Annotated in this window: 18 protein-coding genes; 11 read left to right on the top strand and 7 right to left on the bottom strand. The window is 43.3% G+C overall.

From position 1 onward, the window contains the following. Window positions 1-54 precede the first annotated feature (54 nt). From BA79_RS15900 to BA79_RS15860, 9 genes are all read left to right on the top strand, one after another. On the top strand, window positions 55-1,380 hold the full coding sequence (locus BA79_RS15900) for an LLM class flavin-dependent oxidoreductase (RefSeq protein ID WP_035703872.1): 1,326 nt from the start codon (window positions 55-57) through the stop codon (window positions 1,378-1,380). 17 nt (window positions 1,381-1,397) lie between these two features. Next, window positions 1,398-1,901, top strand: a complete 504-nt coding sequence (locus BA79_RS15895) for a GNAT family N-acetyltransferase (RefSeq protein WP_007498165.1) — start codon at window positions 1,398-1,400, stop codon at window positions 1,899-1,901. Window positions 1,902-1,923: 22 nt separating this feature from the next. Continuing rightward, entirely contained in the window at window positions 1,924-2,718 is a 795-nt protein-coding gene (locus BA79_RS15890; protein ID WP_008347268.1) for an amino acid ABC transporter substrate-binding protein, read from the top strand. Window positions 2,719-2,742: 24 nt separating this feature from the next. Beyond that, entirely contained in the window at window positions 2,743-3,417 is a 675-nt protein-coding gene (locus tag BA79_RS15885) for an amino acid ABC transporter permease (protein WP_007498163.1), read from the top strand. A 12-nt stretch (window positions 3,418-3,429) separates the two neighbouring features. Beyond that, window positions 3,430-4,176 carry an amino acid ABC transporter ATP-binding protein gene (locus tag BA79_RS15880; protein ID WP_007498162.1) on the top strand — a complete coding sequence of 249 codons (747 nt, stop codon included), beginning with the start codon at window positions 3,430-3,432 and terminating at the stop codon, window positions 4,174-4,176. Between the two features lie 33 nt (window positions 4,177-4,209). Then, the gene (locus BA79_RS15875; protein WP_035703869.1) at window positions 4,210-5,367 is read left to right on the top strand and encodes an amidohydrolase; all 1,158 of its coding nucleotides are present in this window, start codon (window positions 4,210-4,212) and stop codon (window positions 5,365-5,367) included. Then, entirely contained in the window at window positions 5,358-6,692 is a 1,335-nt protein-coding gene (locus BA79_RS15870) for an MmgE/PrpD family protein (RefSeq protein ID WP_035703867.1), read from the top strand. The genes BA79_RS15875 and BA79_RS15870 overlap by 10 nt, the downstream gene beginning before the upstream one ends. A 408-nt stretch (window positions 6,693-7,100) precedes the next feature. Beyond that, window positions 7,101-7,796 (top strand): response regulator transcription factor, encoded by a 696-nt coding sequence (locus tag BA79_RS15865; protein ID WP_017358523.1) that lies wholly within the window; start codon window positions 7,101-7,103, stop codon window positions 7,794-7,796. Beyond that, complete coding sequence (locus BA79_RS15860) at window positions 7,786-9,213, top strand: sensor histidine kinase (RefSeq protein WP_035703863.1); 1,428 nt, start codon at window positions 7,786-7,788, stop codon at window positions 9,211-9,213. The genes BA79_RS15865 and BA79_RS15860 overlap by 11 nt, the downstream gene beginning before the upstream one ends. A gap of 186 nt (window positions 9,214-9,399) precedes the next feature. Here the strand turns inward: BA79_RS15860 and BA79_RS15855 are convergent, their stop codons facing one another. The 5 genes from BA79_RS15855 to BA79_RS15835 all read right to left on the bottom strand — a co-directional run bounded on the left by BA79_RS15855 (window position 9,400) and on the right by BA79_RS15835 (window position 14,766). Beyond that, window positions 9,400-10,245 (bottom strand): GAF domain-containing protein, encoded by an 846-nt coding sequence (locus BA79_RS15855; RefSeq protein WP_024720194.1) that lies wholly within the window; start codon window positions 10,243-10,245, stop codon window positions 9,400-9,402. 152 nt (window positions 10,246-10,397) lie between these two features. Beyond that, complete coding sequence (locus BA79_RS15850; RefSeq protein WP_017358521.1) at window positions 10,398-11,774, bottom strand: aspartate kinase; 1,377 nt, start codon at window positions 11,772-11,774, stop codon at window positions 10,398-10,400. 174 nt (window positions 11,775-11,948) lie between these two features. Next, complete coding sequence (locus BA79_RS15845; RefSeq protein ID WP_035703860.1) at window positions 11,949-13,370, bottom strand: MDR family MFS transporter; 1,422 nt, start codon at window positions 13,368-13,370, stop codon at window positions 11,949-11,951. Window positions 13,371-13,386: 16 nt separating this feature from the next. Then, the gene (locus BA79_RS15840) at window positions 13,387-14,253 is read right to left on the bottom strand and encodes a TetR/AcrR family transcriptional regulator (protein WP_231131664.1); all 867 of its coding nucleotides are present in this window, start codon (window positions 14,251-14,253) and stop codon (window positions 13,387-13,389) included. Between the two features lie 138 nt (window positions 14,254-14,391). Then, a complete protein-coding gene (locus tag BA79_RS15835; protein ID WP_019743157.1) occupies window positions 14,392-14,766 on the bottom strand; it encodes a hypothetical protein in 375 nt (124 codons plus the stop codon). A 123-nt stretch (window positions 14,767-14,889) separates the two neighbouring features. On the opposite strand from BA79_RS15835, the gene BA79_RS15830 reads away from it, so the two are divergent. Next, a complete protein-coding gene (locus BA79_RS15830; RefSeq protein WP_007498144.1) occupies window positions 14,890-15,201 on the top strand; it encodes an ArsR/SmtB family transcription factor in 312 nt (103 codons plus the stop codon). An 81-nt stretch (window positions 15,202-15,282) separates the two neighbouring features. Here the strand turns inward: BA79_RS15830 and BA79_RS15825 are convergent, their stop codons facing one another. Further along, window positions 15,283-15,834, bottom strand: a complete 552-nt coding sequence (locus BA79_RS15825) for a DUF4865 family protein (protein ID WP_035703859.1) — start codon at window positions 15,832-15,834, stop codon at window positions 15,283-15,285. A 96-nt stretch (window positions 15,835-15,930) separates the two neighbouring features. On the opposite strand from BA79_RS15825, the gene BA79_RS15820 reads away from it, so the two are divergent. Further along, on the top strand, window positions 15,931-16,665 hold the full coding sequence (locus BA79_RS15820) for a LysR family transcriptional regulator (protein WP_248596550.1): 735 nt from the start codon (window positions 15,931-15,933) through the stop codon (window positions 16,663-16,665). A 66-nt stretch (window positions 16,666-16,731) separates the two neighbouring features. Here the strand turns inward: BA79_RS15820 and gabR are convergent, their stop codons facing one another. Further along, window positions 16,732-18,156 carry a MocR-like transcriptional regulator GabR gene (gabR, locus tag BA79_RS15815; RefSeq protein WP_035703858.1) on the bottom strand — a complete coding sequence of 475 codons (1,425 nt, stop codon included), beginning with the start codon at window positions 18,154-18,156 and terminating at the stop codon, window positions 16,732-16,734. Between the last annotated feature and the right edge of the window lie 83 nt (window positions 18,157-18,239).

Genomic DNA, 18,239 nt, shown 5'->3' with positions numbered 1-18,239 from the left:
ATCTTGTAAAATAATCACTTGATACAAGGAAGATATAGAAAGGATGAAGAACAAGTGTCACAGCCGAAACGGAAGCTCAAGCTAGGCGTATTCATCGCAGGAACTGGACATCATGTCGCCTCTTGGAGACATCCGAAAGCAGTACCAGACGCAGCCATGAATCTTGATTACTTTAAACAATTAGCGAAAAAGGCCGAGGAAGGGAAGCTGGATTTGCTCTTTTTAGCCGACAGCTTATCAATTAATCATACATCTCATCCAAATGTATTAACGAGATTTGAACCGCTCACCCTGCTTTCTTCGATTGCAGAGTCTACCTCAACAATTGGTTTAGCAGCAACAGCATCAACTACATACAGTGAGCCGTTCCATATTGCGAGACAGTTTGCCTCACTCGATCATTTATCAGGCGGACGAGCAGCATGGAATGTGGTCACATCTTCTATTGAAGAAACAGCGAAAAATTTTAGCGGAGAAGAGCATTTAGCGCACCACAAACGATACGAGCGAGCTGAAGAATTCGTCGATGTCGTCAAAGGTCTGTGGGATTCTTGGGAAGAGGACGCACTTATCAGAAACCAAGAAACAGGAGAATTCTTTGAGTCTAGTAAGCTTCATGAGCTGCAGCACAAAGGTGAATTTTTCTCCGTACGGGGTCCGCTTAACGTATCACGCACCCCTCAAGGACAGCCGGTGATCATTCAAGCAGGGTCTTCTGAAGATGGTCAAAAGCTTGCGGCTAAAACGGCTGAGCTCATTTTCACGGCACAAAACGATCTCGACAAAGCGAAGGAATTTTACCAAAGCTTGAAGGGGAAAGTAGAGGCTGCTGGACGAGCGAGAGAAGATGTCAGCATCATGCCGGGCATCTTCCCAATTATTGCCGAGACAGTAGAAGAGGCAAAAGCGAAGTATGAAGAATTACAAGAGCTGATTGTTCCAGAGATCGGCCTTAGCATTTTACAAAACTACTTAGGGGGTATTGATCTTTCGCAGTATCCACTAGACGGACCGCTTCCAGAGATTGATCCAAGCGCGTCAAATGCCGTGAAAAGCCGCTTTGACCTTGTGATGAATATGGCGAGAAAGGACAACCTGACCATTCGCCAGCTCTACCAATCTGTTGCAGGGTCCCGTGGGCACCATATCTTCATTGGAACACCAGAGCAACTAGCAGATGTGATGGAGACATGGCTCGTTGAGGAAGCAGCCGACGGTTTTAACGTGATGCCGCCATTATTGCCAGAAGGACTTGATGCCTTCGTAGATCGCGTCGTTCCGATCCTTCAGGAAAGAGGCCTGTTCAAAACAGAATACACAGGACAAACTTTACGAGAAAATCTCGGATTAAAACAGCCAAAAAATCGCTACACGACATAAAGGTGAGGTGACTAACGTTGGGATATACGTTTCGTCTGGCAACTGAGGATGATATAGAAGCGCTGCTTGAACTGACAACAAGAGCCTATGAGCCGATTCGTGAGCTCGGCATCCAGTTCCAAGCAGCACATGCAGATATCGCCCTCGTTCAGAAAAATGTACAAAAGAACCTTTGCTATGTAATGGAAGAAAACGGAGAGCTTCTCTCCACCTTATCACTCCGTATGCCTTGGGGAGAACAGCCAGGACCATTCGGCGTTCCGCATATATGGTGGTTTGCTTCAGAACCAGCGGCAAAAAAAGGCACAGGCTCAGCCTTGCTTGAATGGGTTGAAACGGAAGTGCTAAGGGACACACTAAAGGTACCGTATGTCTCTCTCGGTACAGCTGATAAGCATCCGTGGCTCATGGACATGTATGAGCGTAAAGGCTATGTCAGAGCAGGTGAAAAGGATCTAGGCAAAGGCCATATCACCATTTATTTTAAAAAACAATTACGATCAGATATTACACAACCATAAGAGGAAAGAAGGGTGTACGAACATGAAAAACAAAAAGTGGCTAGTTGTTTTATTTGCGGCAATGCTTGCGGTGTTAGCGGCATGCGGCGGGGGCAATCAGAGTGAAGGAAAAGACGAGAAAGTGCTTAAAGTGGGCGCTACAGGCCAAAGCTATCCATTTGCTTATAAAGAAAACGGCAAACTAGTAGGATTTGATGTCGAGGTCACAGAAGCCATTGCGAAAAAGCTAGGCTACAAACTAGACTGGCAGCTGAGTGAATTCAGCGGACTGATGGGCCAGCTGACATCTGGTAAGCTGGATACCGTATCAAACCAAGTTGCGATTACAGATGAGCGTAAACAAACGTTCAACTTTACAGATACGTATGCATACGCAGGAACACAAATCATTGTCAAGAAGGACAACAAGGACATTAAAGGACTTGACGACTTAAAAGGAAAAACGGTGGCGGCTGTTCTTGGCTCAAACCATGCCAAAAACCTAGAGAGCAAAGACCCAGACAAGAAAATCAACATCAAAACATATGAAACACAAGACGGTGTCTTAAATGAAGTTGCAAATGGCCGTGTAGATGCTTACGTCAACGGACGCAGTGTCTTGTTAGCTCAAATTGAAAAAACAGGACTTCCACTCAAAATCGTCGGCAACCCAATCGTATATGAAGAAGTCGGCTACCCATTTGCCAAAGATGAAAAGCACGACAAGCTAAGAGAAGAATTCAATAAAGCGATCAAAGAATTAAGAGAAGACGGAACACTGAAGAAATTGTCTGAGAAATATTTCAAAGACGATGTCACAGTGCCGATTAAAAAATAACAACAGCGGCGGTGAAAAGCAGACATGAATCACATTGATTGGCAGTATATGGTGACGGTTTTTCCAACCTTGATTCAATACTTGCCGATAACGATCTTCATGGCGATTGTCTCCATGGTATTTGCCATTATCATTGGTGTGGTATTCGCGCTTATAACGAAAAACCGGATACCTGTCTTATACCAATTTGCCAAGCTGTATATTTCTTTTTTCAGAGCGGTTCCAACTTTGGTTCAGCTCTTTCTCATTTATTTTGGTCTTCCGCAGCTATTCCCTGCGATGACCTCAATGGATGCTCTAACAGCGGTCATTATCGGTTTAAGTATTAAAAACTCAGCGTACTTAGCAGAAATTTTTAGAGCGGCTCTTAATTCAGTGGATGAAGGGCAGCTTGAGGCCTGTTTATCTGTCGGCATGACAAGATGGCAGTCTTACGTCAGAATTATTTTCCCGCAGGCCGTCAGAAATGCCATTCCAGCGACGGGGAATACCTTTATTGGTCTTTTAAAAGAAACATCGCTTGCCTTTACCATTGGGGTGGCAGAAATGTTTGCGCAAGGGAAAATGATTGCATCGGCCAACTATAAGTACTTTGAAACGTATTTAGCGGTTGGCATTGTGTATTGGGTGCTCACCATCATTTATAGTTTCCTGCAAGACCTATTTGAACGAAAAATCAGCAAACCTTACCGGAATTAAGGAGGTGTGGACATGATCAAGCTCACCAATTTGAAAAAATCATTCGGCGACCTTGTCGTCTTAGACGGAATTAATCTTGACGTGCAAAAAGGGCAGGTTGTGGCCATTATCGGACCTTCTGGCTCCGGTAAATCAACATTGCTGCGCTGTCTAAATCTATTAGAAACGCCAGATGAAGGTACGATTGAAATTGGCGATGCGAAGCTGAATGCGTCTAAATATACACGTAAAGAAGCCCATCACCTGCGCCAGCAAACGGCTATGGTGTTTCAAAACTATAATTTATTCAAAAACAAAACAGCCCTGCAAAACATTACAGAGTCACTGCTTGTGACGAAAAAAATGACAAAACAACAGGCAAATGAAATCGGTATGAAGCTATTGAAACAAGTAGGGCTAGAACAAAAAGCTGACAGCTACCCGGTCACACTATCCGGCGGTCAGCAGCAGCGAATCGGGATTGCCCGAGCCTTAGCGGTTGATCCACATGCGATTCTGCTGGATGAACCAACGTCAGCACTAGATCCAGAGCTTGTTTCAGGTGTGCTTCAAGTGATTAAATCCATTGCCATTCAAGAAACAACGATGATCATCGTGACACATGAAATGGCGTTTGCAAGAGAAGTAGCAGATCATGTGATTTTTATGGCAGATGGTCATATCATTGAGCAGGGAACGCCAACCGAACTATTTGACGAAACGAAGAATGAACGAACAAAACGATTTATCCAAAAAGAAGCAGCGGCTGAAGAAGCATAAGCTGCTTTTTACTCTTTAGAGGGGTGAGTATCAGTGAAATCATTAGGAAATCAAGCTTTAAACAAACGTTTAATGAACATACGCCGAGCGCTTCATGAGCATCCAGAGCTGGCATTTGAAGAATATGAAACGACAAAAAAACTACGAGGCTGGTTAGAAGAGGAAGGGATCACTGTACTCGATTTTCCAGATCTTCAAACAGGGGTCGTTTGTGAAATCAAAGGAGAACAAGAGGGACCAACGATTGCTCTGAGAGCCGATATTGACGCACTTCCAATTGAAGAAGCATCTGGCGAACCATTTTCTTCAAAGATACAAGGGAAAATGCATGCATGTGGTCATGATTTCCATACCGCTTCGATTTTTGGTGCGGCCGTCCTATTAAACGAACGGAAACATGAGCTCAAGGGAACAGTCCGCATTTTGTTCCAGCCGGCTGAAGAAGTGGCGCAAGGAGCGAAACACGTCATAGAGGCGGGCGTCTTAAATGGAGTGGATGCGATATTTGGTATGCACAATAAACCTAACCTGCCAGTTGGCACCATCGGGATAAGAGAAAAAGCGTTAATGGCGAGTGTCGATCGGTTTGAAATCGACATTAAAGGAACGGGTGGTCATGCTGGAATTCCAAATCACACAATTGATCCGATTGCCATCAGCGGTCAGATCACAAGCGCCCTACAACAAATTGTCAGCCGCCGCATTAGTTCTTTGCATCATGCGGTTGTCAGCATCACACGTATTCAAGGCGGCACATCATGGAATGTGATACCTGATCGCGTCGAGATGGAAGGGACTGTTCGGACGTTTGAACCTGAAGTGAGAGCGATGATTCCAGATCTCATGAAACAAATCGTGAGCGGTATCGCAGAAGGGTTTGGCGCAAAGGCAGAAGTGAAATGGCATCCGTATTTGCCTTCTGTGATGAATGACGAGCGTTTGACAAAGGTTGTGGAAGAAACGGCAGGAGCACTTGATCTCGCAGTAGTAGAGGCAGAGCAGTCACCAGGCGGAGAAGACTTTGCCCTTTACCAAGAACGCATTCCAGGCTTTTTCGTCTGGATGGGGACGAGCGGTACAAAGGAGTGGCATCACCCTGCCTTTACGTTAAATGAAGAGGCACTTCCTGTTGCCGCTGCTTTCTTCTCCGAGCTTGCGGTTCGGGCGTTGGAGTCAAGAACATGGAACTAACGAAACAGCTCGTAGAGGCAGTGCTCTCTACTGATCCGCTGCAAGATCAACAGGCCGTTCAAATGGCTCGAAACGGTCTGTTAGACGCTGCGGCAGCAGCGCTTGCTGCAAAAGAGGATGAAGGGATTCAGAAGCTCATGACGCTCGTGGAACAAGAAGGCGGCGCGGCTCAAATTCCTGTCATTGGACAAGGGAAGAAGGTCAGCCGTCAATCCGCAGCCATGCTAAATGGCTACTTGATTCACGCCCTTGATTATGATGATGTGCATTCTGATGTGAGAGGACACCCAAGTGCGGTGATCATTCCGGCCTTGCTTTCCCAGCTGACCAACGGGGAGGCGTACGGTGATCGATTTCTAGCAGCCTACATTACTGGCGTCGAAGTGATGGCAAGGCTAGGTGAATCCATCGGCAAATCGCATTATGAGCGGGGCTGGCATAATACCGGAACTCTCGGAGCCATTGCAGCGGTCTGTGCGATTGGTTATTTGAAACAAGTTTCACAGAAAGAGCTGGCGAAAGCGATCGGCTTTGCAGGTGCGCAATCAGCTGGAATGCGAAAGCAGTTTGGGGCTGATATGAAACCATTACAAGCTGGCCTCGCCGCTCAAACCGCCGTATGGTCCATGGATTTAGCTTGCTCAGGTTTTGGCGGGAGTGAATCGCTTCTGGATGGAGAGCTGGGCTTCTTTTCTCTCTATGGGGATCAGAAACTAGCGGAAAGACGTTTGCTAGAAGACTATGGCACTGCGTGGCGTATCGTGTCGCCAGGTCTATGGTTTAAAGTGTATCCGTTCTGTTCAGCGGCACATCATGCAGCCGATGCGATCGAGTCATTAGTACAAGAATACAATTCCTTACAGGAGAAGATCGAACAGGTCGACGTCATGTTTCCGCCTGGCGGTGATGCCGCACTCACGGAGCGGGCACCTTTGACGGGAGAAGAGGGACGATTTAGTGTCGAGTATGTCATCGCACTAGCAGTGTTTGGACAACCTTTATCACTGGATGCTTTTACGAAAAAAGCCATTTCACCAGAGCTGCGGACATGGATGAAGCGGGTAAATAGAGTATATGATCAAACGATAGAACCCCATCCAGACGCAGTGCCAAAAGGGCGATTTACGATTGTAAAGCTCACCTTATCTGACGGGTCCACCATCAGCAAACGAGTCGATATCCCTCGGGGAGCACCAGGCTGTGCGTTATCGACAGAAGACATCATACAAAAGCTAAGCAGCGTCACCAGCACATCACAGGCAAAGCAGCTTTTACAGGCGGTTGAAGAGGGGAATGACGCTGCTTACTTGCAACTGCTGGCATGACAAGGAAAAGGGCTCATCAATCAGATGAGCTCAGCGTGTAGACAAACCCTCGCATTCGCCCGCAGTCCTGCGTGCTGGTGCTCACGAATGTCAAATTCGCTCCGCGCCAGTACTCGTCCTTCCTAGACTGCAAAGGTTTTCTATCACGCTGAAAAGAAGACAAAGGGCTAAAATCAAGTTCATTTTAGCCCTTTGTCAACAATTTGGGCTCATCAATAAGATGGGCTTTTTTTCATAACAAAAATCAATGAGGTTCACCTCGACACCCAGCTCCATCAAAAAGTATGAATAAAAGATGACCAAAGCATGATAAGTTCATGAAATCGTATCAATCCAATTGAGATTTGAGAAGGAACATGTAAAATAAAGCTACATAAAGAAAAACAAAGGCAACAGCGGAGGCTGATGATGAAAATATTAATGATTGAAGATAACCAGAGTGTTTGTACAATGACGGATATGTTTTTTCAACGAGAAGGATTTCAAGCGGAATTCGTCCATGATGGATTAGAAGGATTGAATCGATTTAAGCAAGAGGAGGATTGGGATCTGCTCATCTTAGATGTCATGCTTCCTTCAATGGATGGTCTGACCATTTGTCAAAAAGTACGCCAGATCAGTGATGTTCCGATTATTATGCTGACAGCAAAGGAAACGGAATCTGATCAGGTGCTGGGATTCGATCTTGGGGCAGATGATTATGTGACAAAACCCTTTAGTCCGCTCACCTTAATGGCAAGAATCAAAGCAGTGAAACGACGTTTTGCTCAAACAACATCTACTCAAGAAGGAGCGAAAGAGGGTGAACGGCTAGAGACCGAACATTTTCAGTTAGATAAAAAAACGAGAGAAGTGTTTCTAGAGGGGAAACGGATCGAAAATTTAACACCAAAGGAATACGATTTGCTGTGCTTTTTTATACAGCATCCTCGGCAAGTATTTTCACGAGAACAATTGCTTGAGCAAATTTGGGGATACCAATTTTATGGTGATGAACGAACAGTTGATGTTCATATTAAACGATTGCGCCAAAAAATCGGAGACGGACCTAAGCCCTTTCTGTATACGGTATGGGGCGTAGGGTATAAGTTCGATGAAGATTAAATATTTTTACCAGTTGCTGATTAGTCACCTTGGGTTATTGCTCATTGCCATCATTATTATCAGCACCTTGATGTCTCATTTTGTGAAAGATATTGCTTATCAAAATAGGGTAGACGAAATGAGTTCGTATGGGAATGAAATTTTGGAGAATTTTAAACAATTGTCGAAAGCCGAGATGAACTTCCGTTTGCGTCCATTTGAAGACATTCTTTCGACGAGACAAATCCGTTTTTTCGTCTTTGATGAAAAAGGGACTGTGCTATCTCAGCAGCAAGAGATGCCGCCGCATGAAGCGTTACTCACAAAAGATTTGTGGGCCAAGCTCGCAAAAGGAGAAGAAATTATTGTCAAGCGAAGTGATTCACGCCGGCTTGATCAAGAAGCATCACTTGTGGCACTTCCTGTCATGGAAGACGGAAAGCTGAAGGGCGGGGTGGTGCTCATAGCTCCTATTCAAGGAGCAGAAGAGCTGATTGCTCAAATGAACCGGTATTTATATATCATCGTGTTTGTGGCATTGACGATTACCTTTATTCTCAGTCTGTTTCTGTCGAAGTTCCATGTGAATCGTATCAAAAAACTGAGAGAGGCAACTGAGAAAATTGCGCATGGTGACTACAACATTCATCTTGAAAACAAACACCTTGATGAAATTGGTACACTAGGTGAGGATTTTAATATGATGGCCAAACGCCTCCAACGATCAAGAGAGGAAATTGACCGGCTCGAAAAGCGTAGGCGACAATTCATTACGGATGTGTCTCACGAATTGAAAACACCGCTGACGACCATTCGAGGATTGGTCGAATGGCTGAATACTGCCGATGTGCCGGCAGAAGAGAAAGAGAAATGCTATGCGCTCATCACTGATGAGACAAAACGAATGCTGCGCCTCGTCAATGAAAATATGGATTATGAGAAAATCAGGTCGAATCAAATCACCCTTCAAAAATTTCACTATCCACTCATTGATACGTTTGAAGTGATTAAGGAGCAGCTGAGCCGAATGGCTGAAGAGAAAAACAATCAGCTCATTGTAGAGGTTCACCCTGAACAAAAGGTATACGCAGATTATGACCGGCTCATTCAAATCCTCGTCAACATCACAAAGAACGCCATTCAATTTACAGAAGGCGGCCGTATTTCTTTGAGAGGGAAAGAAGAGAATGGGGAAACGATCATTGAAGTAGAAGACACGGGAATCGGCATTGCACCTGAAGAAGTCAAACACATTTGGGAACGTTTTTATAAAGCGGATATTTCGAGAACGAATACACCATATGGAGAATACGGACTTGGCTTGTCTATTGTCAAGCAGCTTGTGGACTTGCATGAAGGACATATCGATTTAAAAAGCGAAAAACATAAGGGAACAACATTTATTATTCGTTTACCGCTACCACAAGAAAAGGGCTAAACTCCGTTTAGCCTCAGCGTGTAGACAAACCCTCGCATTCGGTGTCAGTCCTGCGTGCCGGTGCTCACGAATGCGAAATTCGCTCCGCGCCGGTACTCGTCTTTCCTAAACTGCAAAGGTTTTCTATCACGCTGAAAAGAAGAAAAAGGGCTAAACTCGGTTTAGCCCTTTTTGGTGTATCATCACTTATTCTGTTTTGGAGAACGTTAAGCCGATATGAGCAAGTGCTTGCGGTAAATCCTTACGAATGGTGATGTCTTTAAATGAAATATTCGATTGAATCGCACTCAGCGCAAGGTCTTGCTTAATCCCTGTTAAAACAGCTGAAATGCCTAAAAGTCTTAACGTTTGCGCATAGCTGACCAAGTATTGAATGCTTTGTTCATTGAGTCGTTTTGTCCCTGAAACATCAATGACCAAATGAGAGAGCGACAGCCTGTAGCTTTCCTGTAAAATGGTTTCTAAAATATGCTGCGCACGTGTCTCTTCGATATCACCAAGAAGAGGGAGCACGGCGACACCGTCAACAACAGGTACGATCGGTACAGATAATTGCTGAATCTGCCGATTGGCCTGGTCGAGTTCTAAGACGTAACTCAACAAAGATGCCATCGTTTCAAACATATGAACATGCTCTTCTGTAAATTGCTGCGGCCTTAGATCAAGTCCACAAATGGTTCCATAGTTCGTACCATCAGTAAAATCGATGGGAACCCCAATAAATGAGCCGCCTTGCAGCTGTTTCGTGACGTCTAAGTTTTTTGAACGCTCGTCCAAGCGGATATCAGGGATCAACAGCGTATCGCGATGATCGACCGCCAGCTTGCAAAATGTCTTCTCGTAAGGATTTTCTTCCCCTTCTTCAAGAAGCTGCTCGTCATGATTTAGCACCTTCACAATCTGATTGGTGTTTTGATCATTTTTAGCAATAAACAGTGTATTCATATGAATGAATTGACTCATCATGTTTAAAATACTTGTAGAAGCATCATGAAAATTGCGAAACTGTTTTAATAGTTGTTGACGAGGCATGGATTAGGACTCCTTGTAGCTCCGATCAATGGCCGGAACAATAGTTGATTTGTCTCTATCATACAAAATCAAACGAGAAATAGATATACTTTAATGCGCAAATCGTGCGAGATCAAAAAGACTGCCGATCCGGAGATCTGACAGTCTGCTGATTAAATGGAGACAGGCACCGTGGACATAGAGAAAAATTCCTCATATAAGGCTTGAACGGCTTCTTTTTCTTGAGCCGCTTTGACGCCAAACATCATGCTCACCTCTGAAGAGCCTTGGTTGATCATTTCAATATTCACTTTGGCTTTTGACAGCGCTTTTGCCGCTCTTGCTGTTGTACCAACATTATGACGCATCGCTTCTCCTACGACCATAATAAGCGAGAGGTTCCGCTCTAGAACGACTTCATCTGCATCAAGTACAAGCTTTAATCGGTCTAAAAGCTCTTGTTCAATCTGCTGCTCCTCCAGCTGATCCTGTCTTAAAATAATGGTCATATCATCAATGCCAGAAGGCACGTGTTCATACGTAAGTCCATATTCCTCTAACGTTTGCAACACCTTACGTCCAAAGCCCACTTCTCGGTTCATCAAATACTTAGAGATATAAATACTGCAAAATCCATTGTCTGATGCGATTCCCACAACAGGGCCATTCGTATGATCCCGTTGATTTACAATTTTCGTGCCTTTGGCCGTTGGATTATTGGTGTTCTTAATCTGAACAGGAATGCCTGCCCGAAAGGCTGGAATAAGTGCCTCATCATGAAATACAGAAAAACCCGCATAGGACAATTCACGCATTTCACGATAAGTCAGCTCTGTGATTTCCTTTGGTTCATGAACGATCGTTGGATTGACGGCGTAGACTGCATCCACATCCGTAAAGTTTTCATACACATCTGCCTTCAGTCCATTTGCCAAAATGGAACCGGTAATGTCTGATCCACTACGGGAAAAAGTGACGATATCACCCGCTAGACTAAAACCGAAAAAGCCAGGGAACACAATAATGCCAGAGCGTTCTCTTAATTTGTACAAATGATCATACGATTCTGGAAGGACTTGCGCTTGACCAGGCTCGTCGCTGACAAATAGACCGGCTTCTTTTGGATTCACATAGTGCGCTTCGACGCCTTGATGCTGAAAGTAGGCTGCAATCAGCTTTGCGTTATTATCTTCACCGCTTGCTTTAATCGCATCAAGATAACGCTCAGGATGAGAAGAATCAGCCTGTAATAACGTGTTTACATCTTGCCGGATGGTGTCAATAATGTCTTGACCTAACCCCAGCTCATCCGCAATCGAGGCATATCGCTCGATGACAGCTTCTTGTAAATCGTGTGCTTCACCTAAACGTAAATATTGTTCACCGCAACTAATTAATAGATCGGTGACCTTCGTATCCGTTGAATGCCGTTTTCCTGGTGCGGAAACAACGACTGCTTTTCGAGCTGGATCTGCTGTGACAATGTCAAATACCTTTTGCAGTTGCTTGCCAGAAGCAAGAGAACTGCCACCAAATTTAACGACCTTCAATGCATACATCTCCTATAGTAAAAATTTTCTCACAAATTGAATAGTTTCTATTATCAACTCTTTTCTTCAAATTATCAAGGTTTTTCTTCTCTATATGAACAAATGTGTTTTCTGAGAGGACGATGTGTGTAAATATATGAAAAAAGAGCCGGCGATATGCCGAGCTCTTTGTCTTTATGAAGAAGATAACTCCTGCTTCATCACTTTGTTTTTACGTTTTTCTTTTAAGAAGAATGAAAGGACGAGTCCAATGACCGCAATAGCACCAGACACGATAAATGACGTATTCATGCCATGAACGGCTGACTTCATTGGATCGGATAATGCTGCATTGGCAGCAGAGCTGCTCATAATGGAGACAAGCACAGCCGTCCCGATAGAGCCGCCCATTTGTCTCATTGTATTATTCATTGCTGTCCCGTGCGGAATCAAATGCGGTGGTAACGAGTTAATACCGGCTGTTGTCAGCGGCATCATGATCATCCCAACCCCGATTAAGCGAAGCGTGTAGGCCACTGTAATGAGGGTAATCGATGAATCAAGGCTGAGCATCATAAATGGCAGGGAAGTGACAGCTAATATCGTAAACCCGCCTAGAGCCAGCCCTTTACCGCCTACTTTGTCAAAAATTCGTCCGATAATCGGTGATAGGAATCCCATAAAGAGAGCCCCTGGCAATAAGATCAGCCCTGTATCAAGGGCAGATAATCCTCTGACATTCTGCGTATAGAGCGGCAGAATCGTCTCTGTTCCAATCAGTAAAGCAAAGACGAGCATACCGAGGAAGGTCGTTAAGCTAAAGATCGCAAACTTAAAGACGCCAAACTCAAGCATCGGTCTTTTCAAATTCGACTGACGCAGGATAAAGAAGAACAAGCTCACAGCGCCGACAATGAGTGAAATCAGAACGGTCGCACTCGTCCAACCATACGTTCCGACACTTGAAAATCCGTACAGCAGTCCACCAAATCCGAAGGAAGACAGGATCACCGATAAGACATCGATACGAGTGTCTCTTTGCTGTGTGACATTTTTCATTAAGAAGAAAGCAAGAATGAGATCAATAATACCGATTGGTAGAACAATATAGAATAAGAACTTCCAGCTAAAGGAATCGACAATCCAGCCGCCAAGTGTTGGTCCAAGCGCCGGTGCGAATGAAATCACTAGTCCGACCATACCCATGGCTTGCCCGCGTTTTTCTTTTGGGAAAATGGTTAAAAAGATCGTTTGCATGAGCGGCATCAAAATCCCTGCACCAGCTGCCTGCACGATACGTGCTGCAAGTAGCACTGGGAAATTCGTGGCGAACGAAGCAAGAATAGTACCTGCTGTAAAAATGCTAAGAGCCGTTAAGACTAAGGAACGGCTTGAAAATTTCTCAATTAAAAAGGCCGTAATTGGGATGAGAATCCCGTTTGTCAGCATAAAGGCTGTGGTCAGCCATTGGCCTTTACTGACATCAATATTGAACTCTTCCATGATATGCGGGATCGCTGGAATGAGAAGCGTTTGGTTTAAGATCGCAACGAACGCCCCAACGAGGAAAATCCCAACAATCACAGACCGGTTATACGATGTTGTTGATTGGTTCATATTATCCCTTCTTTATCTATAAAATAATGCTTTTCAGCTGTGACACGTTTTGAGATAAGACGCTGTGTTTGCCTAAATAATCAAGCAATGAGCTAATTAAAAAGGTTCTCGGTTGGTCCTTTGACAGTTCTTGACTCAGCAGTTCAAACGCAGAGAGGAGATCGTCCTTTTCTTCTCCGTTTGCTAGTGTGTGAAGCTCTTGTTTCATCTTTGTTAAGTACGAGATGACAAGCTTTTCTTCATCATATTCTTCCTGTGTGGAAAGCAAATAAGAGTCCATCAGCTGATCTGTTAGCACAGGCTCAATGGAGCAAGGCTTTATTGATACACGGTCCATCACACCGATGATCATTTCGGCGGCATTTTCTAATTGGATGTTCTTGTGCTCAATCGCCAACATCAAGATGAATTCTCTCATTAATCCGTTGAGGACAATCACAAGATCCCACACATAAGGCGCAACAGATTCACCATATGTGCTTAAAATGATGTCTCTGTGCCGCTGCATGATAATGGAGCGTGTCTCACGTAAATGCTTAATGACGATGGGCGAATGCTGTGAAAAAGCTTCAAAGGACAGCATATTCAAAAATTTATGATTCTCTTTAAACTCTTCAAGCTCAAGCTTAATTTTTTTTGTGAATTTTTCCTTTTTGGACAGCGTCGTTTCGGAATGAATGATCTGAGAAATCTCTCTCATTTTGCGCTGATTGTATTTAATCAGTTCCAATAGAAGAGCTTCCTTTGAATCAAACAGTTTATAAATAGACGCTTTTGATATTTTACAGGCATCAGCAATTGACTGCATGGAGACACTCATATAGCCTTTTTGAGAAAATAATTTCTTCGATACCCGCAAAATCTCTTCTTGCTTTTCGTTCATCTTCATAAGTCCTTTCCGAATCGGCAAAACCATATGGTCACAATGGAAACCGAGTGGTCACTTTTGCTATGATAACAAAACCAATGGCACATGACAAGAAAATGAACTTAAAAAAATACCTGGCCCAATGACAGGTATTTATCCTTCCGCATGTGCGGCATATATGTGGATTTGTCCGTTACGTTCGATGATCAAAAGGTCTTTCCGCTCCTTGACAGAGTAAATAGGTGTTCCTTTTTTCAACCGAGAAGCTGTTCCATGTTCAAAATGTTTGGCAGCTGTTTTCTGAATGACACCTACTTGCTGGTGTTTTGTTACATTTAATGATTTTGTCCAATCTATGTTTGTTTCATAGATCGTTTCTTCCCATTGAAATAAATCTGCCTGTGGATCGAGAGTTAATAACTCTTCTGCACTAGGTGGTTTTGACTCAAATTGCTGAACAGATTGGCAGGCGCATAAGCTCGTTGCCAATAAGAGCATGAATAAGCAAGTCCATATTGTCCGTGTCAAATAAGGTTCTTCCCTTCAAAATAGTGTCTATGAGTCATAGTCGTTTCCATAGGTTGTCGCGTTACAATGTCATAGGCGAGTAACGAGATTGTATGTTAGAACAAAATACGATACATTTATCGTATGAATAATCCAAATCATCCAACCCAAGAAAACATGAGACTCATTTCTGTGCTGCAAGCATTGGCTGACCCTGTTCGGCTGGAGATTGTCCGCTGCTTAGCAGAAGCGGGTGAGAGGACATGTGGTACGTATCATATGAACATTGCCAAATCCACGCTGTCGCATCACTTTAAAGTACTAAGAGAAGCAGGCATCGTGAAAGTGAGAATTGACGGGAAGCACCGTTACTACTCTCTCAGAAAGGACGACATTGATACCGCTTTTCCAGGCCTCTTGTCATCCGTTTTAGCTGTAGACAAGGAGCGGTGGTAAGAGAATCTTGCATCAACAAATGACAAATCCCCAAGGCATTGTAACCTTGGGGATTTGTGATGCGTCTCGTGTAAAACGGAATTAGGCCATTGAATGATCCATAGACAGATGGATAATCTCATAAGTGTGAATTTGCTTCTCTATATTCACTGGCAATGAGTCTAGAAAAGAATATCTGACGCATTTCCATTTATCGGGGTTATATACGATGACTTCCCCCTTATTGTCGTTAAAATGGGAAAAGAGATGAGCGATATCTAGGTTTTCCAGGCAATCAGTAGGATGAATCGTCACATACTCTTCAAGAACGAATGTGCTACGATGAAAATCATCTGTTAAATGAACGGAATACGTGATGCCAATATTGATTTGTTTCCAGCCAAAAGAACGTAAAATATGATCAAATGACCCCTTAAACACAAAATCCGTCATGCCCTCAGATTGTTTCCAAATATACAATGGGCAATAGCCATTGTGTAAACTTCTATTTTTGTCTTTTTCAGTGATCAAATAAGCTTTAAATAATAAATCCTGATATCCATCTGTTTTCCATCCATTGTTCAGTACTCTTTTTCTAATGATATTCATATCATAATCCGCAGGCAGATCCACATGATATTGCATGGCATGCATTGAAACACTCCCTTTCAATAGCCATCATAATCGACTTCAAACCAGTTGAATAATACATATTTGTGTTATTGTTATCACAAAAAGTGATAGGTGATCATGATGAATATAAATGATTTGATTATTTTTATAGAGGTGTATCAAAAAGAATCGATTAATCAAGCGGCTAAAGCTTTAGGGTATGCGCAATCCAATATTTCTCAAAGAATTAAAGCGCTTGAAACTTTATATGATGCAACATTTTTTATCCGGCATCATCATGGAATCAGTTCAACAGGACAGGGGGATTTATTTTATCAATACGCTCAAAAAATCGTAAAAGAAACGAAGGACATTCAACAAAAATTGACTTCACAGAAAAAGACCGTTTTATGCTCTGAACTTCTATTTAACGTTTTATACGAGCAGCATGTTTTAGAGGATATTCAAGCCACTGATTTTATCATTGCTTCATCAAGTACGATCAACAAAAAGTTAACAGAGGATGTGTATGATCAAATTATTTCTTTTAATCAAATGGAAAAAGCGGAATATCAATTAAAAGAGGTAAAGAGCTTGGCATTGAACGTGTATGGAAAATCTAAAGAAATATACGATGATGATATTTCATTGGTCGTGAATCGTGATCAGCTTTGCCCATTAAGACATGAGGCCACGCGTATGCTGGGTGATCGAACCCTATTTGAGTTAGATTCGTTTGAAGGAATGATCAAAATCGTTGAACAGGGAGATGGTATTGCGTTACTGCCAACAAACTTAAAAAGCCTTCAAACACTCGTGAAATTGCTAGAAAAAAATATTCACATCAACTATTACGTTTATGAAAGAATGTGATCGTAACACTCCTCTGTGGGTTTAGTCCCGTCAAAGGAGTGCCACGATTCATCTACATGAGCTGTTTTATTTCCCATAAATCGAGTCATACAGGCGTTTCACCGCTGGCTTAATATCCTCTGGCCGCATATGAGAGAAACCGAGGACAAGCGGGACAAAGCCTTCTTTGTGACCAGGCACATGCTCATCAAGGGTAAAACGGTCCATCCCGTACATTTTCAGCTTTCGGTCTTTGGCACGCTGTAAAATCTCATGCTGCGTACGATCTGAGCGGAATTCTGCGATAAAATGCAGCCCTGCATTTTCCCCGATAATCCGTACATTGTCACGAAAGACAGTGTCGAGTTCTCCAATGAGCTGTTTTCGTTTTTCCTCATATAGCCCATTCATTCTTTTAATATGCCGCTGATAGGCGCCATCTTTTATAAAATAAAGAAGGGTGTATTGTGTAAAAAGATTGGCTGTTTGGATGAAAAAGTGCTGTTCTTCCTTATAGCGTCTTAATAAATGTTGCGGTAGCACCATGTAGCTGATCCTCAAGCCGGGCAGCAATGATTTCGAAAAGGTCCCCATATAAATGACTTTGTCATAGCGGTCAAGGCTCTGCAGCGCCGGTATGCTGTCTGTGCCGTACTTAAATTCACTGTCATAATCGTCCTCAATGATATAGCGATCTGGCTGATCAGCTGCCCAGTTTAACAGCTGTATCCGCCGGGAAATCGGCATGATCACCCCTGTAGGGAACTGATGAGAAGGCGTAATGATCAACACATTTGGCTCTTTCTTCTGAATATCGCTCATCCGCACCCCTTTTTGATCAATGCCAATCGTTTCAATCCGGTGATGATTGTTTTTCAGCATTTGATACAGTCTGCGGTAGCCGGGGTTTTCTAATCCATATATTTGATCAGCTGGAAGGATGCTAGATAACGAATGAATGAGCGACTGTGTACCTGCACTTAAAATGAGCTGTTCAGGGTAGCATTTGACCCCTCGTGCAAGTCCAATCAGCCGGGCAATTGTTTCCCGCAGCTCATAGACGCCTTGTGGGTGCGGCAGCTCACCAAAGGCGTCTTGGTGGAGATGAATCGCTTTTTGCTCACTTTTCAGCCAGCTTTTAAAAGGAAAATTGGCTGTATCAACAGAAATATGAGAAAAGGAATACCAGTCATTTCGTTCAATCGGATTCTCTTTTAAATTCGCTGGAAGGGAAGAGGGTTTCAGTTGACCTGATTCATGAAATGTTTCCAGTGATTCCACAAAAAAGCCTTTCCGTTCAACTGAATATAAATATCCCTCGGCAAGCAGCTGCTGATAGGCGCCATTTACTGAATTGACGCTGACGTTTAAAGTATCTGCTAACTCTCGTTTAGATGGTAATTGATCGTGTGGTTGCAGGTTGCGGTTTAAAATTTCCTCTTTAATTTTTGTATAAATTTGATGATAAATAAATCCGTTTTCCCCTGATTGATCTAGTTGAATTGTCAGCATCTCGCCATGTCATCCTCTCTGGTACCATGAAAAAAATGATATTGGTACTTTCTATCATACCAAAAAATATTCAGAATAATAAA

Source organism: Bacillus altitudinis 41KF2b, assembly GCF_000691145.1.
In the GTDB taxonomy this organism is placed as follows: domain Bacteria; phylum Bacillota; class Bacilli; order Bacillales; family Bacillaceae; genus Bacillus; species Bacillus altitudinis.
Note: the sequence above shows the minus strand (reverse complement) of the source record. Positions and strands in the feature narration are given on the sequence as shown.